The organism is Sphaerisporangium siamense (assembly GCF_014205275.1).
Taxonomy (GTDB): domain Bacteria; phylum Actinomycetota; class Actinomycetes; order Streptosporangiales; family Streptosporangiaceae; genus Sphaerisporangium; species Sphaerisporangium siamense.
On the sequence record NZ_JACHND010000001.1, the window covers coordinates 3,161,518 to 3,184,907 of the forward strand.

Here is a 23,390-nt window from a genome sequence, read left to right on the forward strand (position 1 = left end):
GCCGAGCATCGTCGTCACGTGGCCGTTCAGGTGACGGGGGCCGAAGAGCCAAGAGGAAGGTGCGGATGAGCGAGGGGACGCCCGGGCGGCGGACGACGTTCGGCGAGGTGTTCGCGGTCGCGGAGTTCCGCGTCCTCTTCGGCGGCTTCACGCTGCTCGTGGCGGGCGACACCGTCAAGATGCTGGCCTTCTCGGTGCTGATCTACACGCGCACCGGCTCGGCCGGGCTGTCGGCGCTGGCCTACATGAGCGGGTTCATCCCCTACGTCATCGGCGGCGTCTTCCTGCTCTCGCTGGCCGACCGGATGCGCCCCCGGCGGCTGATGGTGCTCGGCGAGCTGGTCCGGGTCGCCGTCTGCCTGGCTCTGGCCTTCGCCGGGCTGCCCGTCTGGGCGATGCTGGTGCTGGTCGTGGCGACCGGGGCGCTGAGCCCGGTCTTCGGCGCCGCGCGCACGGCGGCGCTGCCCGAGCTGCTTCCCGGCGACGCCTTCGTGCTCGGCAGGTCCGTGCTGACGGTCACCTCGGCGGGCGCGCAGATCGCCGGCCTCGCGGCGGGCGGCGCCGTCCTCAGCGTCACCGGCCCGTCCGGAGCCCTCGTGATCACCGCTGTGCTGTCCGCGGCGAGCGCCGTGGTGGTGCGGCTCGGCCTGCCCGACCGCCCGCCCCGGGCCGGCGGGCCGGCGGCGGCGCGCAACCCCGTCCGGGCCACCCTGCGCGTCAACCGCCGCCTCCTGGCCGACCGGCGGGTGCGCGGCGTGCTGCTGTCGTCGTGGCTGCCGGCCCTGTGCGTCGCCGGCGCGGAGGCCGTCGTCGTGCCCTACCTCAGCGAGCGGGGCGCGCCCTCGCAGGCCGGGCTCGTGCTCGCCGCCTTCGCGGCGGGGATGGCGGCCGGGGACTTCGCCGTGGGCCGCTTCGCCGCCCCCGCCCTGCGCGAACGGCTCTCCTTCCCGCTCGCGCTCGCGCTGGGGGTGCCGCTGATGGGGTTCGCGGCGCGTCCGGGCCTCGGCCTGTGCCTGGCGCTCGCCGTGCTGGCGGGAGGCTGCCTCGCCTACAACCTCGGCCTGCAGCGCAGGTTCGTCGACGCCGTGCCCGAGGAGACGCGCGGGCAGGCGTTCGGGCTGTTCACCTCGGGACAGATGAGCGGCCAGGGCCTCGGCGCCGCCCTCGCCGGGGCGCTGGCCGAGCTGGTGCCCGCCCACCTGGCCATCGCCCTGGCCGGAGCGGGGGCCACCCTCGCGGCGCTGGCGCTGGCGCGCCACCTGCGCCCCGAGACGCGGCCCGTCGCCGGGTCCCTGGCCACGGCGGAAAGCATAGAGTAGCCGACTGACTACTGTAAGTGATGTAGGGGTGCGGGCACGATCGGAGCCCACGACTCCGAGCGGAACGGAAGATCCTCAGATGCGCCTACGCACCCGTCTGGCCATCATCGCCGGCGCCGGCGCCGCCGGTGTCGCCATGGCGCCCCCGTTCACCGTCCACGCCCCGCCCGCGGGCGCCAAGGCGTCCAACTGCCACGCGGCGACCCGGGGCACGGTGACGAAGTACGGCAGGACCGTCCTTCCCGGCCTCCCGGGTCGCCCGGCGAGCGTGTCCTTCGTGGGCGCCGGCACCTTCGCCAGCGCCTGCCTGCCGCACTGGCGCGCCTACCACGCCGGGCGTCTCTACGAGGCCGGCGGTGACTGGAGGACCGGCGCGTGGGCCGCGGCCAAGTACTTCTACGACTACGGCGGCTTCTGGCTGGATGGCGAGGACCTGAGCCGGCGGTGAGCCCCGGCGGACGCGATGGCCCTGCGCCGCCGCCACGTGCCTGGGCCCGGCAGCGCACGGCCTGGAACTGCCGACCCCCCTCGCGTCAGATCACCAGCAGGGCCTTGCCGAGCACGGCGCGGGACTCGATCGCCGCGTGCGCGTCCGCGGCGCCGGCGAGGGGGAAGGTGCGCCCGATCACCGGCTCCAGGCGGCCCGCCGCCGCCTCCGCCAGGGCCCGCCCGGCCAGCCTCCTGCGTTCGGGCGCTTCCAGCTGCACGTCCTGGATGCCCCGCACCGTGATCCCGCGCCGCCGCGCCTCGTCCGGGTCGATCGCGCCGAACCCGCCGCTCGGCGCCCCGTGCGCGGAGATCCTCCCCCCGGACTGCATGATCCCGAACGCCTCCCGCCCGATCTCGCCGCCGGCCCCGTCGAACACCACCGACGGGCCCGTGCCGATCGCCGCGCGGACGCGGCCGGCCCAGCCGGGCTCGGTGTAGTCGGCGGTGATCTCGGCGCCGAGGCCGCGGACCAGGTCGAGCTTCCGCTCGCCCCGGGCCGCCGCCGCCACGCGCGCCCCCGCGGCGCGCGCCAGCTGGACGAGCAGGACGCCCATGCCGCCGGCCGCGGCCGTGACCAGCACCCACTCGCCCGCCTCGACCTTCGCCGCCTCGAACACCGACAGCGCCGTGACGCCGTCGTGCAGCAGCGCCGCCGCCTCCCACGTGCCCAGCCCGTGCGGCACGGGGATCAGCGCCTCGACCGGCGCCACGACCCGCTCGGCGTACCCGCCGCCTCCGGTGCCCGCCGCCACTACCCGTCCCCGCCAGGCGGCGTCCACGCCGTCCCCCACGGCCAGCACCCGCCCCGCCACCGCGCCCCCCGGCACGTACGGCGGCTCGACGGTGAAGAACTCGCGATGCAGCCCCCGCCGGATCTGCGTCTCGACGAACAACGTGTCCGCCGCCTCCACGCCGATCACGACCTGCCCCGCCCCCGCCACCGGATCGTCGACCTCGGCCACGCTCAGCACCTCGGGTCCTCCGAACCGCGTCACCTGAACCACCCGCACGCCGATCACACCCCTTCACGCCGCTCCTCTGCACGCCCCAGTCTGAAACCTCGACAAATGTTGAGGTCAAGCCCCGCGCTCAGACGGGCCGGAGCTCGCCCGACCCGCGGGGGATCAGGCGGGTGGGGAGCCGGAGGCGCTCGGGGGGTGCGGCGTCCCCGGCCAGGCGCCGGAAGAGCAGGTCGGCGGCGGTGCGGCCCAGGCCGGCCGGGTCCTGGGCGACGACGGTGACGGCGGGGGTGAGCAGGTCGGCGAGTTCGAAGTCGTCGAAGCCGACGATCGCGAGGCCGCCGGTCGCGGACGGGCGGGGGCCGAGTGATTCGAGGGCGCGCAGCGCGGTGACGGTGACGCGGCCGTTGCCGGTGAACACGGCCGTCGGCGGGTCGGGCAGGGCGAGCAGGCGGGCCAGGTCGGCGTGGACGCGGGCCTGCTCGGTGGTGCCCATGGCGACCAGGGCCGGGTCGTACGGCAGGCCCGCCCCGGCGAGCGCCTCGCGGTAGCCGCGCAGCCGCTCCCCGGCGGTGAAGATCGCCGGGTTGTCGCCGAGGAAGGCGACCCGCCGGTGGCCGTGCGCGATCAGGTGGGCGGTCCCCGCGCCCGCGCCGCCCGCGTTGTCGCACAGCACGGTGTCGACGTCCAGGCCGGGGCCCGCGGGCCGGTCGGCGAACACGACGCGGATGCCCGCGGTCAGCTCGGGGACCAGGTATCCGTGGTCGGCCCCGGCGGGCACGATGATCAGCCCGTCCACGCGGCGGGCGCAGAAGGCCAGCACCAGCTCGCGCTCGCGGCCGGGATCCTCGCCGGAGGAGCCGGTGAAGACCAGCGAGCCGTTGCCGAGCGCGACGTCCTCGACGGCCCGGCTGAGCCCGGAGTAGAAGGGGTCGGCGACGTCCTCGATGACCAGGCCGATGCTGGCCGTGCGGCCCCTGCGCAGGTCGCGGGCGCCCTCGTTGCGGCGGTACCCGAGCAGCGCGATGGCCTGCCGCACGCGGTCCGCCGTGGCCGCGTTCACGCCCGGCTCGTCGTTGACCACGCGTGACACCGTCTTCAGGGCCACCCCCGCCGTCGCGGCGACGTCGTTCATGGTCGGACGCCTGCTGTCTGCCACGGGGAGCATCATTCCGCATCCCGGCCGGCACTGACAACGTTGTCACCCGAGCCGCCTCGCGACGCGGTGGCTCAGGTGGCCTGCAAGGCGGTGCGGTGGGTGCCGGAGGTCGCCTGGAGGTCGGCCTCCACGCGCGCGGCGGTGGCGAGCAGGGGCGGCAGCAGGTCTCTGCGGGCCGACTGCACGGTGGTCCTGCTGGCGTGGGAGGAGACGTTGACGGCGGCGACGACCTGCCCGCTCCGGTCGCGGATCGGCGCGGCGATCGAGCGCAGCCCCTCCTCCAGCTCCTGGTCCACCATGGCCCACCCCTGCGCACGCACCCGGTCCAGCTCGGCGGTGAGGGACTCGCGCGTGGTGAGCGTGCGCCCGGTGCGCCGTTCCAGCGGGGCCTTGGCGAAGTACGCCTCCAGCTCGGGGGGCGGCAGCCAGGCCAGCAGCACGCGCCCCATCGAGGTGCAGTGCGCGGGGAAGCGGGTGCCGATGCTGATCGTCACCCGCATGATGCGGGTGGTCGGCACCCGGGCCACGTACACGATGTCCGGCACGTCCAGCACCGACACCGAGGCCGACTCGTGCACCTCGGCGACCAGCCGCTCCAGGTGCGGGTGCGCGACCTCGGGCAGGGACAGGCTGGACAGGTAGGCGTAGCCGAGCTCCAGGACGCGCGGGGACAGCGCGAACAGGCGGCCGTCGGTGCGGACGTACCCCAGCGAGACCAGCGTGAGCAGGAACCGGCGGGCGGCGGCGCGCGTGAGCCCGGTCGCGCGGGCCACCTCGCTCAGCGTGAGCTCGGGGTTCGAGACGTCGAACGCCCGGATGACCGCGAGCCCCCGGGCCAGCGACTGGACGTACTCCTCCGCCATGGTGGCCCCCTTTCGCGGTGACCGTTATACCAGTGCCGCGGCCCGATCCTGATCTTCCCGGATCGTCCCGGGTTCTGTCAGGACCCCTCCCGGCCGGGGGTGGCCGCCACGAGCGCGCGGAGCTCCCGCAGTTCCGCCTCCGTGGGAGCCGGGGTGGTCTCCAGGCCGGGGGCGGCGGCCAGCGGCCAGCCGGTCGCCTCACGCGCCGCCTCCAGGGTGACGCCGGGATGCAGGTGCGTCACGCGCAGCTCGGCGGTGTCCGGGTCCGGGGCGAGGACGCCGAGGTCGGTGATGACCGTCCGGGGCCCGCGTCCGCGCAGGCCGAGCCGCTCGCGGTCGCCCGAGCCCGCGCCGAACCCGACGGAGGTGACGAAGTCGACGCGGTCCACGAAGGCCCGCCTGCTCTGCCGGACGATCACGATGACCTCGCCGCAGGAGGCCGCGATCTCCGGCGCGCCGCCGGCGCCCGGCAGGCGCACCTTGGGGTCGGCGTAGTCGCCGATCACGGTGGTGTTGATGTTGCCGTACCGGTCGATCTGCGCGGCGCCGAGGAAGCCGACGCCGATGCGGCCCGGCTGGAGCCAGTAGTTGAAGATCTCCGGGACGGAGACGACGGTGTCGGCCGTCTCGGCGAGGATGCCGTCGCCGATGGACAGCGGAAGACGGCCGGGCTTGGCGCCGATCGTGCCGGACTCGTAGATCAGCGTGAGCCCGGGGGCGTGCGTCCTGCGGGCGAGGTTGGCGGCCGTGCTCGGCAGGCCGATGCCCACGAAGCACGCCGTGCCGTCGGTCAGCCGCCGCGCCGCCGCGATCGTCATCATCTCGTCGGCCGTCCACTCGCCGGACGTCGGGCTCATCGGGATCCCTCCAGCACGTTCTCGCTCATCCAGGCCAGGAACTTCTCGCGGTCGCGGCTGATGGCGTCCCAGGCCGAGTAGAAGGCGTTGTCGCGGACCGAGTACCCCTGCGTGTACGACGGGTGCGACCCGCCGGGGGCGACGGCGACGTAGTCCACCACCCACGAGGGGATGACGACGGCGCCGGGCACCGGGTCGAGCGTGTCGACGACCTCCTCGACGGTGACCAGCGAGCGGCGGGAGGCGAGCACGACCTCCTTCTGGACGCCGGTGATGCCCCAGAGCTGCACGTTGCCGGCGCGGTCGGCCCGCTGGGCGTGCACGATGCCCGTGTCGGGATTGATCGCCGGGACGGCCGTCAGCTCCTCGCCGGTGAAGGGGCAGGTGATCGGCTTGATCGTGTCGGTGACCGTGGGCAGGTCGGTGCCGCGGTACCCGCGCAGGACCGCGAACGGCAGCCCGGACGCGCCCGCGACGTAGGCGTTGGCCATGCCCGCGTGGCTGTGCTCCTCCAGGTGCAGCGTGCCCTCGCGGACGGCGTCGCGGAAGCGGTGCAGCGAGCCCACGCCCGGGTTGCCTCCCCAGGAGAAGACGAGCTTGGCGGCACAGCCCATGCCGATCAGCTGGTCGTAGATCAGGTCCGGCGTCATGCGGACGAGGGTCAGTCCGGTGCGTCCCTGGCGGATGATCTCGTGGGCGGCGGCGAAGGGGATGAGGTGGGTGAAGCCTTCAAGCGCCACGCAGTCCCCGTCGTGCACCAGCCGTTCGATCGCGTCCGAGAGCGGTACGACCTCGGCCACGCCTACCTCCTTGCGTGTTCGTGAAACGAACAAACGTCCTCATAGTGGACGCTACTTACCCGATGGGGGTCGGGTCAACTCAAGTCCGCAGTGCTATGACAGGGAACGTTGACGGCAAGTGATCCAAAGGCGTAGCTTGCACTAAAACGTTCTTGTGGAGAACGTCGGTTCGTTGGACGAACATCTGTCGCCCGGACAACCCCCCTTGGAGTCGCTCATGCGTCGCTCCGCTCGTATCTGTCTCGCGGCCGTCCTCCTGATATCGGCCGCCGCCTGTGGTTCCTCCGGCGGCGGCCCGGCGTCCGGCGGGGGCGCCGGGAAGGCCGCGGGAAAGGACAAGGTGACCGCCGGCGTGATCGCCATCGTGGACACCGCGCCGATCCACCTTGGCAAGGCCAAAGGCTTCTTCGACAAGCAGAACATCGACCTGACGATCACGCCCGTGCAGGGAGGCGCGGCCAGCGTCTCCGGCGCGGTCGGCGGCCAGTTCCAGTTCGCGTTCGGCAACGTCACCTCGCTGCTGACCGCCGCCGAACGCGGCCTGCCCCTCAAGGTGGTCGGCAACGGCGTCTCCTCCACCGGCGAGCAGGGCAAGGACTTCAGCGCCGTGCTGGTCAAGGCCGGCAGCCCGATCAGGAGCGCCAAGGATCTGGCGGGCAGACGCGTGTCGGTCAACCAGCAGCAGAACATCGGCGACACCACGATCCGCGCCTCGGTGCGCAAGGCCGGCGGCGACCCCTCCAAGGTCGAGTTCGTCGAACTGCCCTTCCCCGACGCCCCGGCGGCGCTGCAAGCCGGTCGCGTGGACGCGATCTGGGTCGTGGAGCCGTTCCTCAGCCAGGCCGTCGCGCAGGGGGCGCGCCCGGTCGCGTGGAACTTCGCCGACGCCACCCCGAACCTGACCGTGGCCATGTACTTCACCACCACCAGGACCGACCCCGGCCTGGTCACGCGGTTCAGGGCGGCGATGGACGAGTCGCTGCGGTACGCCGACACCCACCCCGGCGAGGTCCGCGACATCCTCAAGACCTACACCAAGATCGACCCCGGTGTGCTGGCGAAGATGAACCTCCCCAGATGGCCCACGCAGATCAACCGCGCGTCCGTCGAGGCCATCGCCAAGGCCGCGCTCGGCGACGGCATCCTGAAGCGCGAACCCAACGTCGGCGCGCTGCTGCCCGCGTCATGACCACGACGGCGGCGCGTGCCGCGTACGGCCTGGGCGGGTTCGCCTGCCTCCTCCTCGTCATGGAGGCGGCACCCCGGCTCGGCCTGGTGGACGAGCGCTTCCTGCCGCCCGCCTCGCGGATCCTCGCCGCGCTGGCGGACGAGCTGCGCACCGCCGACCTGTGGGCCGCGCTCGCCGAGACGCTGCGCGGGTGGGCGCTCGGGCTCGCCATCGCCTTCTGCGCGGCCGTGCTCGCCGGGGTGGTGATCGACGCCGTGCCCGGCCTGCGCGCCGCGTCCCACTCCACGATCGAGTTCCTGCGCCCGATCCCCTCGGTGGCGCTGATCCCGCTGGCCACGCTGCTGTTCGGCGCCTCCCTCGGGTCCACGCTGCTGCTGGTCGTGTACGCCTCGTTCTGGCAGGTGCTGATCCAGGTGCTGTACGGCGTGGCCGACGTGGACACCGTGGCCGACGACACCGCCCGCTCCTACGGGCTGTCGCGATGGTCACGCGTCCGCCACGTCGTCTGGCCGACCGCGCTGCCGTACGTCATGACCGGCCTGCGCCTGGCCGCCGCCGTGGCGTTCATCCTCGCCGTCACCGCCGAGCTGGTCATCGGCAGCCCGGGGCTCGGCCTGCGCATCCAGATCGCGCAGTCCAGCGGCGCGGTGGCCACGATGTACGCGCTGGTGGTGCTGGCCGGGCTCGTCGGCATCGCCGTCAACCTGGGCGTGCGCGTGCTGGAGCGCCGGGTGCTGGCCTGGCACCCGTCCGTGCGCGGCGAGGCGGCCCCGTGAGCGCGGTCGCGCGGTGGGCGGCGCGCGTGCTCGGCCTGCCCGCGCTGCTGGTGCTCGCCTGGTGGGCCTACAGCTCGGTGTCGCAGAGCTTCTACGTCCCCGCCCCGCCGCAGGTCGCGCGGGCCTTCGCCGACACCTGGCTCTCCGAGCGCCTGGTGGACGACGCGCTCCCCAGCGTGGCCCGCCTGCTCGCCGGGTACGCGCTCGCGGCCGTCCTCGGCGTGGGGCTCGGCGTGCCGATCGGCCTGTTCCCGCGGCTGCGCGCGACGGCCGAACCGGTGCTGGAGTTCTTCCGCGCCGTGCCGCCGCCCGTGCTCGTCCCCCTGATCATGCTGCTCGCGGGCATCGACGACACCATGAAGGTGCTCGTCATAGTCTCGGGGTGCGTGTGGCCGGTCCTGCTGAACACGGTCGAGGGGGTGCGGGCGCTGGACGAGGTGCTCTCCGACACCTGCCGCATCTACGGCGTGCGGCCCGCCTCGCGCCTGCGCCACCTGGTGCTGCGCGGCGCCTCCCCGCAGATCATGGCCGGGCTGCGGCAGGCCCTGTCGGTCGGCATCATCCTCATGGTGATCAGCGAGATGTTCGCCAGCAGCAGCGGCCTCGGCTACACCATCGTGCTGTTCCAGCGCGGCTTCGCCATCCCCGAGATGTGGAGCGGCATCCTGCTCCTCGGCCTGCTCGGCCTCGGGCTGTCCGTGCTGCTGCGGTGGGTGGAGCGCCGCGTCCTCTTCTGGCATTGGAGCCACCGTGCTTGAGGTCGCCGGCCTGAAGAAGGTCTACGAGAGCACCGGCGAGGAAGCGGTCGGCGACCTGAGCTTCCGGCTCGACGCCGGCGAGTTCGTCTGCGTGGTCGGCCCCTCCGGGTGCGGCAAGACCACGCTGCTGCGGTGCGTCGCCGGCCTGCTCGCCCCCACGGCCGGCACGGTCCGCGTCGCCGGCACGCCCGTCACAGGACCGCCGGACGACATGGCCGTGGTCTTCCAGGAGTACGGCCGCAGCCTGTTCCCCTGGATGAGCGTCCGGCGGAACGTCGAGCTGCCGCTCAAGGAGAAGGGCGTCCCCCGGGCACGGCGCGATTCGCTGGTGTCCACCGCCCTCGGCGCCGTCGGCCTGGCCGACGCGGCGGGCTCCTACCCCTGGCAGCTCTCCGGCGGCATGCAGCAGCGGGTGGCCATCGCCCGCGCCATGGCCTACGAGCCCGCCGTGCTGCTCATGGACGAGCCGTTCGCCGCCGTCGACGCCCAGACCCGCGCCGAGCTGGAGGACCTCATCCTGCGCGTGCTGCCGGGCCTCGGCACCACCACGCTTTTCATCACGCACGACATCGACGAGGCCATCTACCTCGGCGACCGCGTGATCGTCCTGTCGGCCTCGCCGACCGTCGTCCTGGACGACGTCAAGATCGATCTGCCGTCCGGCCGCGACCAGCTCGCCACGCGCGCCCTGCCGCGCTTCGCCGAGCTGCGCGGCCACGTGTACGCGCGGATCCAGCGGGCCAAGAACGGCCCCGAGGACGCCCGGTGAGCCCCCGGCCACCGGTGATGCACCATGGAAAGGGGATTCATCGTGGAACTTCTCGACCCTAAGGTCTGGTCGGGGTCGGTCTTCGGCGGCGCCTGGACCGCCTCGCGCGCCGGGGACGCCCCGGTCGTCGCGCCGGCGACGGGCACCGAGATCGGCCGGGCGGGCGTCGCCGGGCCCGCCGACATCGCCGAGGCGGCCGCCCGCGCCGCCACCGCCCAGCGCGACTGGGCCGCCGCGTCGTTCGAGGACCGGGCGGCCGTGCTCCGCCGCGCCGGCCGCCTGTTCGAGGAGCACGCCGAAGAGATCCACTGGTGGCTCGTCCGCGAGTCGGGCGCGGTGGCCGGCAAGGCGGGCTTCGAGACCCACGTCGCCGCCCAGGAATGCTACGAGGCCGCCGCGACGGCCTCCCAGCCCATGGGCGAGATCCTCCCGACGGCCAAGAAGCGGCTCAGCCTGGCCCGCCGCGTCCCCGCCGGGGTCGTCGGCGTGATCGCGCCGTTCAACGCGCCGCTGATCCTCGGCATCCGCTCGGTCGCCCCCGCGCTGGCCCTCGGCAACGCCGTCGTGTTCAAGCCCGACCCGCGCACCGCGGTGTGCGGCGGCGTCGTCATCGCCCGCGTCATGGAAGAGGCGGGCCTGCCCCCGGGCGTCCTGCACATGCTGCCCGGCGGCCCCGAGGCCGGCGAGGCGCTCGTCGCCGACCCCAACGTCCGGGTGATCTCGTTCACCGGCTCCACCGCCGCGGGCAGGAAGGTCGGAGAGCTCGGCGCGCGGCACCTCAAGCGCGTGCACCTGGAGCTCGGCGGCAACTCCGCGCTGATCGTCCTCGACGACGCCGACCTCGACCTCGCCGTCTCCGCCGGAGCCTGGGGCTCGTTCTTCCACCAGGGCCAGATCTGCATGACCTCCGGCCGCCACCTCGTCCACTCCTCGATCAAGGACGCCTACGTCGAGCGGCTCGCCGCCAAGGCCGACGGCATGCCGGTCGGCGACCCCGCCACCGCCGAGGTCGCCCTCGGCCCGCTCATCGACGAACGCCAGCGCGACAAGGTGCACGCGCTGGTCACCGGCAGCGTCGAGGGCGGCGCGCGGCTGGCCTCGGGCGGCACCTACCAAGGGCTGTTCTACCGGCCGACCGTGCTGGACGGCCTCACCACGGCCGCCCCCGCCTACGCGCAGGAGGTCTTCGGCCCGGTCGCGCCCGTCATGCCGTTCTCGTCCCTGGAGGAGGCCGCGGCGCTGGCCTCGGACGGCGAGTACGGCCTGTCGCTCGGCATCCTCACCCGCGACCCCATGAAAGGCCTGGCGCTGTCCGACCTCATCCCGACCGGCATCGTCCACATCAACGACCAGACCGTGGACGACGAGGCCGTCGCCCCCTTCGGCGGCGTCGCCGCCTCAGGCACCGGCTCCCGCTTCGGCGGCACCCGGGCGAACGTCGAGGCCTTCACCGAGACCCGCTGGGTCACGATGCAGGGCGACATCGCCAGGTACCCCTTCTGAGAACCTCGCCCCGGCCGTGAGCGAAGGCCATGATCGCACGACTTCGGTCATTGACGGTGATCGGCGCGTCGCTGAGCGTAACATCGCCTTGTGATGGCTCTTCAGTGGTTCATGGCCGGGGTCGTCCTGTTGGCGCCCGGCGCTCCGGTGCTCGACGCGCCGCCGCATCCCCTCGTCATCGGGCATCGGGGCGCGTGCGCCTACCGGCCCGAGCACACCGCGGCCTCCTACGAGGCCGCGGTCGAGGCGGGGGCCGACTACATCGAGCCCGATCTGGTCTCCACCAAGGATCATGTGCTGGTCGTCCGGCACGAGAACGAGATCTCGCAGACCACTGACGTCGCCGTGCACCCGGAGTTCGCGGCGCGCAGGACCACCAAGAGTGTGGACGGCCGGCGGCTCACCGGGTGGTTCACCGAGGACTTCACGTTGGCCGAGCTGCGTACGCTGCGGGCGGTCGAGCGACTGCCTGCTCTACGCCCGCAGAGCGCCGCGTTCGGCGGCACGGCCACGATCATGACGTTCGACGAGGTCGTGGCGCTGGCGCGGCGGGCAGGGGTCGGTGTGTATCCCGAGACCAAGCATCCGGGGTATTTCGCCTCCATCGGGCTTCCCCTGGAGGGGGTCATGCTGGCCACGCTCGCGCGGTACGGGTGGACCGAGCGGACCGATCCCGTGTTCGTCCAGTCGTTCGAGACCGCGAACCTGCGGGCGTTGCGCGGGAGGACGCGCCTGCGGCTGATCCAGCTGCTGGAGGCGACCGGCGCGCCGCGCGATCTGGTCGTCGCGGGGGACCGGCGCACCTACCGGGACCTGGCCACTCCCGAGGGGCTGCGGCAGATCGCGTCCTACGCCGACGGCATCGGCGTGCACACGAACCTGGTCGCGCCCGTGGACGCGCGGGGCGCGCTCGGGGCGCCGACGACGCTCGTCGCCGACGCGCACCGGGCGGGCCTGGACGTGCACGTGTGGACGGTCCGGCCGGAGAACGCCTACCTGCCCGCGCCGTTCAGGAAGGGCGACTCCGCGGCCCGGGGGTACGCCGCCGCGCACGGCGACGTGGCCGGGTGGCTCGCGCGGCTGTACGGCCTGGGGGTCGACGGCGTGTTCGCCGACGACCCCGGCGCGGCCGTGCGTACGCGCGAGGCGCTGGCCGTGCGGACGCGGGACGCGCTCGCACGGCCCGTTCCGGTCCTCTGGCCCTGGAGCCTTCAGGCTCCGGTCCGCTAGACCAGTGCCTCCGCGTCGAGTTGGCGTAGTTCGTCGGCGTAGCTGACGGAGACGCGGCGCATGACGCCGTCGTCGCTGATCGAGTACTGGCCGAGGCGCCACAGCGGGGGAGAGTAGGCGTGGATCGACACGCTGTGTGCTGAGTGTCCGTTGATGCGGTGGATGTGCTCGGGGCCGAACGACAGGGACTCGCCCTCCGACACCAGCGTCTCGACGTGCGCGCCGCCGATGCGCGGGTTTGACTCCTGCAGGGTGCCCGCGACCACGCGGACCGCGCCCGAGGACACGTCGTGGTCGTGCCAGCCGGTGTCGTCCTCCGGGCGCCAACAGATGAGCCAGACGTCCACGAACGAATCGCGGTGGAGGGAGGCGTAATGGCGGGCCTCTCCGGTGTCGCCGAACGCCACGTGGTGCGACCACAGGTCCGGCCGGGCGGCGAGATCTTCGACGAGGTCGCGCAGTTCACGCTTGTCGAGGAATCGCTCCGGCAGGGATTCCCAGCTCATCGGGGCACGGCTCCTTTCGTGTCGAGCAGGCGGGAAGGGTTGGTGACCGCGATCGTGTGCTCGGCCGCCTCGCCGAGCAGGGTTCGCGGTGGGGACGCGTACGGCGCGTCCGAGCCGAGCACGACGACCTCGACGCCGACCACGCGGGTGATCGCGTCGATCGCCTGGTGGCCGTAGGAGGACGTCTCCAGGAAGGCGTCCGGGTCCACGGCGCCCCGGGACGCCCCGCCCCTGGCCATGTACCGCTCGACGTGCAGGGGAGCGAGCCCGGCGAGCAGGGCGAAGCAGACACGCAGCCGGGGGTGGCGGGCTCGTCCGAAGGCGCGGAAGGCGTACCAGGCGGCGTGCATCTGCTGGACGTAGGGGACGACCGCGGGCCACCAGGAGGGGCTCTCGGAGGTCGCGGCGGGGCCGGGGTGGATGAACAGGGGCAGGTCCCGCTCCTCCAGCAGGTCCAGGAGGGCGGCGGCGCGGGCGTATCCGGCGGCGTCCAGGAGGGCCGTCGCGGGGAGTTGCAGGCCCGCGAACCCGCCGTCCAGGGCCTTGGCCGTCAGGACGGGGTCGGGCTCGGTGACGCAGGTGGCGGCCCACGCGCGCAGTGACGCGGGCAGCTCCAGCGCGCCCTCGTGGTAGGCGTCGATCAGCGGCCAGGCCTCCTCGGGAGGCAGGTGCTCGACGCCGAGCGGGCTGGACAGGGACACGAGCGCGAGGTCGATGCCGTGCGCGCGGTTGAACTCCAGCCGCCGGCCGGGGTCGTGGCCGCGCGGATCCACCTCGTACGGCGGCTCGCCGTCGAGGCGCAGCGTCCAGCCGTCGAGGTACGGCGGACGCGTGCGTCGGCGCAGCGCGTCGGCGAAGCCCGGTGTCCAGATGTGCTGATGCACGTCGATGCCCATGTCACCTCCCATAGGTCACTATATCCGACAATCCCTATCGAGATTGTCGGCATTGCTCAGGAGGGGTCTGTGAACCGGTTCACTGATTCGTTTCAGTGAACCGCTTCAGAAGCGCTTCGTCAACAGTCCGCCACGCGCGTATCCCCTCGCAGAGCGGCGTTTGCGCATAAGCTGAAGTGATGTCGCGATCCCAGCCCCGCAAGCGCGCGACGATCCGTGAGGTGGCCCAGGCGACCGGCCTGTCACCCGCCGCGGTGTCGTACGCGCTGCGCGGCATGCAGGTCTCGGAGGAGACCATCGAGCGGGTCCGCCAGGCCGCCGCCGAGCTGGGGTACGAGGCCGACCCGATCGCCCGCGCCCTCGCCAGCGGGCGCACCGGCATGATCGGCCTGCTGTGCGGCTCGCTGGAGGATCTGTGGCAGCAGTCCCTGGCGATCGGCATCGGCAGGGCCCTGCGCGACAAGGACCGCTACGCACTGATCCTGGACGCCGCGGGAGACCCGGCCCGCGAGCGCGTCCTGGCCGGTCAGCTACGCGACCAGCGTGTGGACGGCATGATCGTCCAGCCCGTCGACCCCGCGGCGCCCATGTGGGCCCAGCTCGCCGAGACCGTGCCGGTCGTCGCCATCGGCGACTCCCTCGCCGGCGCCAGGACCGCCGGCGAGGTCGTCTTCGACAACCGCACCGGCGTCACGCTGGCCCTCGAATACCTGCGCGCCCGCGGCCACCGCCGCGTCGCCGTGCTCACCCCGACCCGGCCGAGCACGCCCGACCGTCCCGCCGACCTCCACGTCATCGCCGAGGCCGACCGTCTGGGCCTCGACATCACGGTCGTCAACGCGCCGCACGGCCTGCCCGCGATCACCGACACCGCCCGGGCGCTCCTCGCCGCGGACTCCCGGCCCACGGCGGCGTTCTGCTTCTCCGACTTCATCGCCTACGGGGTGTACGCGGCGGCGGCGGAGACGGGCCTGCGCGTGCCGCAGGACATCTCGGTCATGGGCTACGACGACCACCCGATGTCCGGCCTGCTCAGCCCCGGCCTGACCAGCGTCAACTGGGACATCGACGGCATCGTGCGGGCCGCCGTCCGGCTGGTGGCCGCGGCGGCGGACGGGCAGCCGCGCAGGCGCCGGGTCATGCAGGCCCCCGAGCTCCACGAGCGCGGCTCGGTGCTGAGCCGCGGCTGACCGCGCGTCCGGGGGCCACTCCTTCTCTTGTCTTCCTCAGTCCTCGTTGAGGCCGAGCAGCATGTCCAGCAACCAGCTGATGACGCCCACGAGGACCGCTCCGAGCAACGCGGCCCAGAACCCCTCGACGTGGAAGGGCAGGTTGAGCTGGGTGGCGATCCAGCTCGTCAGCAGCAGGAGGCAGGCGTTCACGACCAGCGCGAACAGTCCCAGCGTGAGCACGTAGAAGGCGCAGCCGATCGTCTTGATGATCGGCTTGAGCACGGCGTTGACGAGGCCGAATATGAGCGCGACGGCGACGAGGGTGCCCACCGTCCGCGCGGCGGTGGTGTCCTTCACCGTGATCCCGTCGATCAGCTGCGTGGCGGCCCAGAGGGCGCCCGCGACCACAAGGATCTTGAGGATGATCTTCACATAGGCGATGGTCCCATGGGTCGCCCGTGCCGCGATAGGGCCGGGGGGCCCGGCGCCCCAGGTCGGCGTCGATTTCGTGCGGACGGCGGTGATCGTCTTTCGGTCGCGATCTGCATATCCGGCTGATCGTGGGGAAAGGGGTGGAAAGGGGTGATACTCAATGGATCAGGATGAATTGGAGTCGCTGTCGCCCAGGGAGCTGCACGACAGGGCGGTGCACTACGCGGTCTCGCACGGCGACTTCGGCTTCCTGTGGGACCTGCTGAAGGCCATCCCCGCCGCCGAGGCGGCGAGCGGCCACGCCGACGAGGCCGCCAGCGACCTCAGCCGGGTGTCCGCGCTGCTCAGCGACGCGGTCGCCTCCGGCGAAGGCGATCTCGGCGAGGCGCTCCGCCCCGTCTACGTCGCGTACCTGTCCAAGCATCCGGACGCCTGACCAGGCGTCCGCCGGCTCTAGGCTCCTGCCATGGCATCGGTGAACGTTGAGCGAACAGACGGCGGCTTCGTGGCGCGCAACGCCCGCGGCGCGGAGGTCGCCATGGGCGGCGGCGACGACGAAGGGGTCTTCACCCCCGTCGAGCTCCTGCTGGCCGCGGTGGGCGGCTGCAACATCGTCACGGTGGAGCCCCTCACCGCCCAGCGCGACCATCGGCTCGTGCGCCTGGCCATGACCGTCCAGGCCGACAAGGCCGAGTCCAACCTGCTCGGCACGATCACCATCACCTACGACGTCGAGCTTCCCGAGGGCGACGACAAGGCCGACGAGGTGTACCGCGCGGTGGCGCGGCGGGTGCACGAGAAGTACTGCACCGTGAGCCGCACCCTCCAGGAGGGCGTCGAGGTCGCGCTCGAACTGCCTGAATAGCCGCCTGCGCCTCCGGGTCCATCCGTACCCGGTCAACCCCTGGGACTCTGACCGAATCTATACCCTGCGATGACGAGCAGCTCAGGCCCCGGTATGTAGTGTTAAGGCAGGTCACAAGGGATGCGACCGGCATCCTGCGGGGCCTGCGAGATCTTTTCTGAAAGGACGCGGTGGGGGACCGCGTCCGTCAGCGGGACCGCCCGATGCGTTTGGGGGAAGGCATCGGCGCCGGACCGTTTGAGATCGGGGCCGGGCAGGCGGGGGACTGCCCGGCCCCGACACATGTCCCCACCTTTCGCCCCCGTGCCCCCTCGCCGATCCCCGTGGACCCGACGTGGCCGTCCTCTCGCGCGACGGCATCCCGGGCACGTGACGGCGTCCTCCTCTTTACTTACCGTCTTTACCCCCCGCGCCCCTGGAGCGGCGCGGGGGCGGTGCGGGTTACCGGCAGAGGATGCCCGAAACGCGAAGTTCGTGGTCAAGAGGTAGATCTTCTAATACTTTTGGGGGATAACGTTGGCTTTGTCCTGACTAAGTGGGTAAGGTCTTAACCCAAGACGGGCGGTGACCTGGTCTTCAGCCCGAAGGCCGCCGCCCGCCGTCGAGTCTCCAAGGCCGTACGTGGCCGAGGGGAGCCGGGGACCCACGTCCTTTGGGGTGAATCCGCGCCAGCGGTAGGGAGCTACTCCAAGCCCGAACCCGTCAGCTAACCCGGTAGACGTGATTGGAGAGGAGACCGAGTGGAGCACCCCACTCCGCGGAGCCCATTCCCCGGGCTACCATAAGCCCCGGATCTTCGCCGTCAGAAGCGGCGGACAAGTCGGCTCGTAGCAGCCGTCCACCGGGCGACACCTTCGCGCTCGCCCTCTGTGACGTCGTGGCGAGAACGCCACAGCCCTACTTGCACCTGCTTGCACCACACGGAACGCGCCGGCCCGGCGATGGGCGCACTGCCCCGCCGGCCCCCTGAGTGACAGCGCTTTCCACCCCCGTCCCGGCGCGGCCCGGAGTGCGGCCTTTGTCTTCTGATGAAAGATCCGATCTCCCCATGACTTCTTTCGCTGTACCCCCTAACTGGCGACCGATGTCCTGTATCCTCGGCGCCTGCCTCGCAGCCACCACCGCCTTCGGCGCCACCACCGTCGCGGCCCACGCCGACGACGCCACCCCCACGCCCGCCGCGACCGTCCAGGTCGACAAGCCCATCCTGCTCAAGGGCTCCACCAAGGCCTCCTACTTCTGGGACGACGCCTCCGGGCGCATGGGCGACACCGGTCTCCCCGCCATCGGCAAGCCGATGCAGAAGGGCCTGTTCGCCAGCCCGAGCTGGCCGCTCGGCACCGAGGGATACGTGTTCTACAAGGGCAAGAAGGCCCCCTTCTTCATCGGCGACCGCGGCCCGGGCATCCCCTCCAACAACGGCGTGATGCTCGACATCGACGGCAAGACCTTCGCGGAGCTGACCGGCGGCGCCTTCAGCGACACCACGCTCACCGTCAAGGGCTTCGACGCCGGCCACATCAACGTCGAGTACGTGATCACCAAGTGGGGCGACGGCGTGGGCAAGAAGAACTACCCGGTCCCGTTCTCCACCGGCGCCTGGGGCGTCCGCGACGCCAAGCCGGCCTCCCCGCCCCCCACCCCCGTCACCCTCGCCGGCGAAGGCAACTGACGCCCCCCGAGACCGTGGAGCCCCACGCCGGCGGGGCTCCCCGTGAGGCACGGCTACGCCCGCCCGCCCGATGTGCGGAGCCACGCGGGGACTGCTAAAGTCGCCGTAGCCGAATGCGCCGCTAGCTCAGTTGGTTAGAGCAGCTGACTCTTAATCAGCGGGTCCGGGGTTCGAGTCCCTGGCGGCGCACAGGAACAAACCCCAGCTCGGGTGCTTCGAGCTGGGGTTTGTCATGTCTTCTCTAGCCCTTGGGCCAGTGGCCCGCGAGGCGGGCGATCCGCAGGCCCGCGTGCAGGTCCAGGCGGAGCGCGCTGTCGGTGATGTCGTAGCCGACGATCTCCCTGATGCGGTCCAGCCGATAGTAGAGCGTGCTGCGGTGGACGCTCAGCCGGCGGGCCGTGCCCTGGATCTCGCCGCCGCACTCCAGATACGCCTCCAGCGTCCCCGCCAGCTCGACCCCGTGCGGCGATGCCAGGAGCCGCTGCACCGCGACCGGAAAGTCCTCCGGGGTCAGGCGTTCCAGCGGTAGCTGCAGCAGCAGCCGGTCGAGCCCGAGATCCGCCCAGAAGACCCGTTTGCCGTACCGCTGCGGGTCGAGCCGGGAGGCCCGGCAGGCGAGCCGCGCCTCCCGATAGGAGTCGACGGCCTCCGCCAGCGAGGGCTTCACGCTCCCCACCCCGGCGACGATGTCCTCCAGCCGAGGCCCGAAGAGCGCCCGGTCGAGCCTTTCCCGATTGACCGGACGGGGAAAGAGAACGACCCCGTCGAGCCCGAGCGTGGCCCCGACGATCTTCACGGTCGTGGCCCGCGCGGTGAATTCGAGAGTCGCTTCCACGGCCAGCCGGACAAGCGATCTCGGAAGCGTGTCCGGGGCCTGGCAGACGAGCACGGAATATTGGTCGACGTCCTCGATGAGCCCTTCCCTTACCAGGGTTTCCGCTGCCTGCCGCCGCCCCGCCGGCGAATCCCCGAGAAGCGCGGAAAGCAGCAGCTTGGAATGCTCCGTACGGTGCCTGAGGTCGGAGATCCGCAGGGCCATCAATACTCCGATCTCGGTGGCCGCGGATTCGAGCAGACTAAGATCGTCCGCCGTCGGCTCCCGATCTTCGACATGGTAGACATAACCCACCAACTGCCTTTCATGCCGGAGCGGCAGAACCACGCGCGGCCCATTCTCCCCGTCGTCCTTCAACCGCACCGGACGCGTGGCGGCCCACAGCTGGTACTCCTTCACCAGGGCGTCCGTGAGGGGGCTGGCCGACTCCGCCAGCAGCCTGGCGAGGCGCCCCCGGCGGGTGGCGTTGTCATGGATGCTGTACGCCACCAGCTTCAGGTCGCGGTCGAGCACCACCAGCGCGACGCCCAGGCGGTCAGCCAGATCCTGGAGCTTGTCGTCAAGGCTCATCGGCGGTCCTCTCCCTCCGACACATGGTCTGATCCCGCCGGTGAACCGGCGACAGATCGTCCGAAGCGCGTCCGCGTGCCGCCCGTCTACGGTTACCGATATAGCACATCCACGCAAGGTGTGGAGTGAGGGCGGCGACGCCGTCGCCGCGCCCCCGGCCACGGCCGACCCCCGCCACCGCCCGGGCGATACGGCGAATACTCACACCCGCTGATCACGCCTGCGCGAAAACACTCGGCCCATGCTGAGCGAATTCCGTGCAGGATTGGGAAGGAAACTGATTCACGTGGCCGAAACCACTGAGCGGACCGTTACCACCAACGGCTATTCCACGTTCTTTCTGGACTCCGGTGACGAGGGTAAGGAAGCCGTGATATTGCTGCACGGTGGCGGCCCCGGTGCCAACGCCGCGTCGAACTGGCGCGGGTTCATCCCGGCCCTCTCGGACGATTACCGGGTCCTCGCCCCGGACCTCGTCGGCTACGGCCGTACCGACCACCCCGAGGATATGCCCGGGAGCCTCATCGGCTGGCTGCGCATGCGCGTGGACCAGGTGCTGGCCCTCATGGACGCCCACGGCATCGAGCAGGCCCACCTGGTCGGCAACTCGATGGGCGGCGCCCTCGCGATGCACATGGTCATGGCGGCCCCGGAGCGTGTCCGCAAGGTCTCTCTCATGGGCAGCGCGGGCGGTCACTCGCAGCCGACGCCCGAGGTCATGCGGATGGTCTCCTTCTACAAGGATCCCACGCTCAGCGCCCTGGAGAACCTGACGAAGTGGTTCGTCTACGACGAGACCGGGCTCGGGGCGTCGATCGCGGCCATCGCCGAGGAGCGCCACAAGGAGATCATGCGGCCGGAGATCCGCCGCTCGTACGAGCGTTTCTTCTCGTCCTCCCCCGCCGAGGCCGCCGTGCCGCCGTCGGCGCTGCGCCGGATGGCGCACCCGTTCCTCCTCGTGCACGGCCGCGAGGACCGGTTCGTGACGCCCGACTCCAGCGTGTACCTCCAGCAGCACCTGCCCAACGCGGAACTGCACATCTTCCCGCAGTGCGGCCACTGGGTGCAGATCGAGCGGGCCGGCGCCTACGCGGTCCTCCTCCGGAACTTCCTCAAGGCAGCGAACTGACCGTTAGGAGCCAGACAGATGGACATCAAGCAGCTCGGATACCTCGGCCTGTCCGCGCGCGAGCCGGACGCGTTCACGACCTACGCCACCGACATCCTCGGCATGCAGCGGGTCGCGGGTGAGGACGACACCACCCACTTCCGCATCGACGACCGCCACCACCGCATCACCGTCGAGGCGTCCGACCGTGACGGCGGCGCGTACTACGGCTGGGAACTCGCCGACGCCGACGCGCTCCGCGCCGCGATGGACGAGCTCAGCGACCACGGTGTCATCGCCCGGCAGGCGTCGCAGCGCGAGCTGGAGATCCGCCGCGTCGCCGGAATGGTCCACTTCCTCGACCCGGCAGGCAACCGCGTCGAGCTCTTCCACGGCGCCACGAGCGGTGAGGGCGAGTTCACCTCGGCCCGCGACGTCGAGCGCTTCATCACCGGTGAGCTGGGCCTCGGCCACGTGGTCCTCGCCAGCCCGGACGTGTCCGCCCAGCAGCGGTTCTACACGGACGTGCTCGGCTTCAAGATCAGCGACACCATGCGCACGCCGTTCCAGGCCACGTTCCTGCACACCAACCCGCGGCACCACAGCATCGCGTTCGTGGACGGCCCGTTCTTCGGCATCGACCAGCCGTTCCTGCACCACTTCATGCTGGAGGTCCCCGACATGGACGAGGTCGGGCGCACCTACGACCTGGTCCTGGACCGCGAGGTCCCCGTCACGATGACGCTCGGCCGGCACAGCAACGACCAGATGTTCTCCTTCTACGCCGAGTCTCCCGTCGGCGTGCACACGGAGTTCGGCAGCGGCGGAGTGCTCATCGACGACGCGACCTGGCAGGTCACCGAAATCCCCGGCCCGGACCTCTGGGGCCACCGTCACTAGCTCTTCGGAGAGTAGATCATGGAGACCGAAGTCCTGATCGTCGGCGCCGGTCCGGCCGGAGCCGCCGCGTCCGCGTTGCTGTCGACGTACGGCATCGCGAACGTGGTGATCAACAAATACCCGGGCGTGTCGAACACGCCGCGCGCGCACATCACCAACCAGCGGGGCGTCGAGGTGTTCCGCGACCTGGGCCTTGAGGGTGAGGTGATCAAGAACGCCACCCCGCAGCACCTCATGGGCGAGCACGTGTACGCCACCAGCCTCGCCGGACGCGAGCTCGGCCGGCTGCGTACCTGGTACACCCACCCGCACTTCAAGGCCGAGCACGACCTGGCCAGCCCGTCCGCGGTCTGCGACCTGCCGCAGCACATCCTCGAACCGATCCTGCTCAACGCGGCCGCCGCCCGCGGCTCGTCCGTGCGCTTCAACACCGAGCTGCTCACGTTCACGCAGGACGACGACGGCGTGACCGCCACCGTCAAGGACCGGCTGACCGATGGCCGGTACGAGATCCGCGCCAAGTACCTGATCGGCGCGGACGGCGGCAACTCGGCCGTCGTCGAGCAGCTGGGCCTGCCGCTGGTCGGGAAGATGGGCCTCGGCGGCTCGATCAACGTCGTCTTCGAGGCGGACCTGTCGCGTTTCGCCGAGCACCGTCCGGGCGACATGTACTGGTTCATTCAGCCGGGCGTCGGCCACGACGGCAACGGCATCGGCGTGCTCCGCATGGTCCGCCCGTGGACGCGCTGGATCGGCGTCTGGGGATACGACGTCGCCGCCGGGGAGCCCTCGCTCACCGAGGCGGACGGCATCCGCATCGCCCACCAGCTGATCGGCGACGACACGGTGCCCGTGAAGGTCGAGTCGATCTCCACCTGGGCCGTCAACGACGTGTACGCGACCGACAACATGAAGGGCCGCGTCTTCTGCGTCGGCGACGCGGTCCACCGGCATTCGCCGATGAACGGCCTCGGCTCGAACACGTCCATGCAGGACAGCTACAACCTGTGCTGGAAGCTCATGATGGTGCTGCGCGGGCAGGCGGCGCCTTCGCTGCTCGACAGCTACCGCGAGGAGCGGCTGCCGGTCGCCAAGCAGATCGTGCAGCGGGCCAAGAAGAGCGACGGGCTCATGCCGCCGCTGTTCATGGCGCTCCGGCTGCCGCCCGCGTCCGGCGCGCAGGCGCTGCGCGACGCGCTCGACGCGCTCGACGCGCCCACCCCCGAGGCCACCGAGCGCCGCCGGGACTTCGACGCCGCGCTGCGCGCGACGATCATGGGGTTCAACACGCACGGCGTCGAGACGAACCAGCACTACACGTCCGGCGCGATCGTCTCCGACGGCACGCCGGACCAGGTGGCGCCGCGTGACGAGGAGATCTACCACTTCGCGACCAGCCGCCCCGGCCGCCACCTGCCGCATGTCTGGGTGACCCGCGACCAGCACCGGGTCTCGACGTTCGACCTGTGCGGACGCGGCCGGTTCACGCTGCTCACCGGCATCAACGGGGCGGCCTGGCGCGATGCGGCCGAGCTGGTCTCCAAGCGCTTCGGCGTCCCGCTGCGGGTGCACTCCATCGGCCGCGGCTGCGACTACGAGGACAGCTACGGCGACTACCAGACGATGTCCGAGACCGGCGAGGACGGCGTCCTGCTGATCCGTCCTGACCACATGGTCGCCTGGCGGGCGGCCTCCCTGACGGAGGACCCCGAAGCGACGCTGGCCGAGGTCATGGCCAAGATTCTCGGCAGGTGAGCGGAGCC

General features: G+C 71.7%; 24 protein-coding genes, 1 tRNA gene and 1 riboswitch. Of the genes, 16 read left to right on the plus strand and 9 right to left on the minus strand.

What is annotated here, in order from left to right:
• The first annotated feature begins 65 nt into the window (after positions 1-65).
• Both BJ982_RS14550 and BJ982_RS14555 read left to right on the plus strand, forming a co-directional pair.
• On the plus strand, positions 66-1,319 hold the full coding sequence (locus BJ982_RS14550) for an MFS transporter (protein WP_184880415.1): 1,254 nt from the start codon (positions 66-68) through the stop codon (positions 1,317-1,319).
• 79 nt (positions 1,320-1,398) lie between these two features.
• Complete coding sequence (locus BJ982_RS14555) at positions 1,399-1,767, plus strand: hypothetical protein (RefSeq protein WP_184880417.1); 369 nt, start codon at positions 1,399-1,401, stop codon at positions 1,765-1,767.
• An 85-nt stretch (positions 1,768-1,852) separates the two neighbouring features.
• Here BJ982_RS14555 and BJ982_RS14560 read toward each other — a convergent pair whose 3' ends face one another.
• From BJ982_RS14560 to BJ982_RS14580, 5 genes are all read right to left on the minus strand, one after another.
• A complete protein-coding gene (locus BJ982_RS14560) occupies positions 1,853-2,818 on the minus strand; it encodes a zinc-binding dehydrogenase (protein ID WP_184880419.1) in 966 nt (321 codons plus the stop codon).
• Between the two features lie 79 nt (positions 2,819-2,897).
• The gene (locus BJ982_RS14565; RefSeq protein ID WP_239123043.1) at positions 2,898-3,935 is read right to left on the minus strand and encodes a LacI family DNA-binding transcriptional regulator; all 1,038 of its coding nucleotides are present in this window, start codon (positions 3,933-3,935) and stop codon (positions 2,898-2,900) included.
• Positions 3,936-3,997: 62 nt separating this feature from the next.
• Positions 3,998-4,789 carry an IclR family transcriptional regulator domain-containing protein gene (locus tag BJ982_RS14570; RefSeq protein ID WP_184880421.1) on the minus strand — a complete coding sequence of 264 codons (792 nt, stop codon included), beginning with the start codon at positions 4,787-4,789 and terminating at the stop codon, positions 3,998-4,000.
• 77 nt (positions 4,790-4,866) lie between these two features.
• Positions 4,867-5,646 (minus strand): CoA-transferase subunit beta, encoded by a 780-nt coding sequence (locus tag BJ982_RS14575; RefSeq protein ID WP_184880423.1) that lies wholly within the window; start codon positions 5,644-5,646, stop codon positions 4,867-4,869.
• Positions 5,643-6,446, minus strand: coding sequence for a CoA transferase subunit A (locus tag BJ982_RS14580; RefSeq protein WP_184880425.1), 804 nt, complete (start codon positions 6,444-6,446; stop codon positions 5,643-5,645). Before BJ982_RS14580 ends, BJ982_RS14575 begins: the two co-directional genes overlap by 4 nt.
• A gap of 217 nt (positions 6,447-6,663) precedes the next feature.
• Here BJ982_RS14580 and BJ982_RS14585 point away from each other — a divergent pair, with 217 nt between their 5' ends.
• From BJ982_RS14585 to BJ982_RS14610, 6 genes are all read left to right on the plus strand, one after another.
• Complete coding sequence (locus BJ982_RS14585) at positions 6,664-7,635, plus strand: ABC transporter substrate-binding protein (RefSeq protein ID WP_184880427.1); 972 nt, start codon at positions 6,664-6,666, stop codon at positions 7,633-7,635.
• Complete coding sequence (locus BJ982_RS39325; RefSeq protein ID WP_184880429.1) at positions 7,632-8,411, plus strand: ABC transporter permease; 780 nt, start codon at positions 7,632-7,634, stop codon at positions 8,409-8,411. The genes BJ982_RS14585 and BJ982_RS39325 overlap by 4 nt, the downstream gene beginning before the upstream one ends.
• A complete protein-coding gene (locus tag BJ982_RS14595; RefSeq protein ID WP_184880431.1) occupies positions 8,408-9,169 on the plus strand; it encodes an ABC transporter permease in 762 nt (253 codons plus the stop codon). Before BJ982_RS39325 ends, BJ982_RS14595 begins: the two co-directional genes overlap by 4 nt.
• Positions 9,162-9,938 carry an ABC transporter ATP-binding protein gene (locus tag BJ982_RS14600; RefSeq protein ID WP_184880433.1) on the plus strand — a complete coding sequence of 259 codons (777 nt, stop codon included), beginning with the start codon at positions 9,162-9,164 and terminating at the stop codon, positions 9,936-9,938. Before BJ982_RS14595 ends, BJ982_RS14600 begins: the two co-directional genes overlap by 8 nt.
• Positions 9,939-9,980: 42 nt before the next feature.
• Entirely contained in the window at positions 9,981-11,441 is a 1,461-nt protein-coding gene (locus tag BJ982_RS14605; RefSeq protein ID WP_373869648.1) for a benzaldehyde dehydrogenase, read from the plus strand.
• Positions 11,442-11,534: 93 nt separating this feature from the next.
• Complete coding sequence (locus BJ982_RS14610) at positions 11,535-12,671, plus strand: glycerophosphodiester phosphodiesterase (RefSeq protein WP_184888845.1); 1,137 nt, start codon at positions 11,535-11,537, stop codon at positions 12,669-12,671.
• Here BJ982_RS14610 and BJ982_RS14615 read toward each other — a convergent pair.
• Together BJ982_RS14615 and BJ982_RS14620 are read right to left on the minus strand one after the other, a co-directional pair.
• A complete protein-coding gene (locus BJ982_RS14615) occupies positions 12,668-13,177 on the minus strand; it encodes a cysteine dioxygenase (protein WP_184880437.1) in 510 nt (169 codons plus the stop codon). The two genes, BJ982_RS14610 and BJ982_RS14615, sit on opposite strands and share 4 nt — an antisense overlap.
• Complete coding sequence (locus BJ982_RS14620; protein ID WP_184880439.1) at positions 13,174-14,073, minus strand: amidohydrolase family protein; 900 nt, start codon at positions 14,071-14,073, stop codon at positions 13,174-13,176. Before BJ982_RS14620 ends, BJ982_RS14615 begins: the two co-directional genes overlap by 4 nt.
• A 179-nt stretch (positions 14,074-14,252) precedes the next feature.
• Between BJ982_RS14620 and BJ982_RS14625 the strand changes: the two genes are divergently transcribed.
• Positions 14,253-15,263 carry a LacI family DNA-binding transcriptional regulator gene (locus BJ982_RS14625; protein WP_184880441.1) on the plus strand — a complete coding sequence of 337 codons (1,011 nt, stop codon included), beginning with the start codon at positions 14,253-14,255 and terminating at the stop codon, positions 15,261-15,263.
• A 36-nt stretch (positions 15,264-15,299) separates the two neighbouring features.
• On the opposite strand, the gene BJ982_RS14630 is transcribed toward BJ982_RS14625, so the two are convergent.
• A complete protein-coding gene (locus BJ982_RS14630; RefSeq protein ID WP_184880443.1) occupies positions 15,300-15,677 on the minus strand; it encodes a phage holin family protein in 378 nt (125 codons plus the stop codon).
• Positions 15,678-15,837: 160 nt separating this feature from the next.
• Between BJ982_RS14630 and BJ982_RS14635 the strand changes: the two genes are divergently transcribed.
• From BJ982_RS14635 to BJ982_RS14650, 4 genes are all read left to right on the plus strand, one after another.
• Positions 15,838-16,113, plus strand: coding sequence for a hypothetical protein (locus BJ982_RS14635; RefSeq protein WP_184880445.1), 276 nt, complete (start codon positions 15,838-15,840; stop codon positions 16,111-16,113).
• 30 nt (positions 16,114-16,143) lie between these two features.
• The gene (locus BJ982_RS14640; RefSeq protein WP_184880447.1) at positions 16,144-16,542 is read left to right on the plus strand and encodes an OsmC family protein; all 399 of its coding nucleotides are present in this window, start codon (positions 16,144-16,146) and stop codon (positions 16,540-16,542) included.
• Between the two features lie 606 nt (positions 16,543-17,148).
• Positions 17,149-17,279, plus strand: a riboswitch (cyclic di-AMP (ydaO/yuaA leader).
• A gap of 347 nt (positions 17,280-17,626) precedes the next feature.
• Entirely contained in the window at positions 17,627-18,214 is a 588-nt protein-coding gene (locus BJ982_RS40405; RefSeq protein WP_307784638.1) for a hypothetical protein, read from the plus strand.
• Positions 18,215-18,329: 115 nt separating this feature from the next.
• A tRNA-Lys gene (locus tag BJ982_RS14650) sits at positions 18,330-18,403 on the plus strand.
• Positions 18,404-18,455: 52 nt separating this feature from the next.
• Here BJ982_RS14650 and BJ982_RS14655 read toward each other — a convergent pair.
• Entirely contained in the window at positions 18,456-19,619 is a 1,164-nt protein-coding gene (locus BJ982_RS14655) for a helix-turn-helix domain-containing protein (RefSeq protein ID WP_184880449.1), read from the minus strand.
• Between the two features lie 286 nt (positions 19,620-19,905).
• On the opposite strand from BJ982_RS14655, the gene BJ982_RS14660 reads away from it, so the two are divergent.
• The 3 genes from BJ982_RS14660 to BJ982_RS14670 are packed head-to-tail and all read left to right on the plus strand — an operon-like array spanning position 19,906 to position 23,382.
• Entirely contained in the window at positions 19,906-20,748 is an 843-nt protein-coding gene (locus tag BJ982_RS14660) for an alpha/beta fold hydrolase (protein ID WP_203959132.1), read from the plus strand.
• A gap of 18 nt (positions 20,749-20,766) precedes the next feature.
• Positions 20,767-21,627 carry a VOC family protein gene (locus BJ982_RS14665; RefSeq protein WP_184880453.1) on the plus strand — a complete coding sequence of 287 codons (861 nt, stop codon included), beginning with the start codon at positions 20,767-20,769 and terminating at the stop codon, positions 21,625-21,627.
• An 18-nt stretch (positions 21,628-21,645) separates the two neighbouring features.
• Complete coding sequence (locus tag BJ982_RS14670; protein WP_184880454.1) at positions 21,646-23,382, plus strand: FAD-dependent oxidoreductase; 1,737 nt, start codon at positions 21,646-21,648, stop codon at positions 23,380-23,382.
• Positions 23,383-23,390 lie beyond the last annotated feature (8 nt).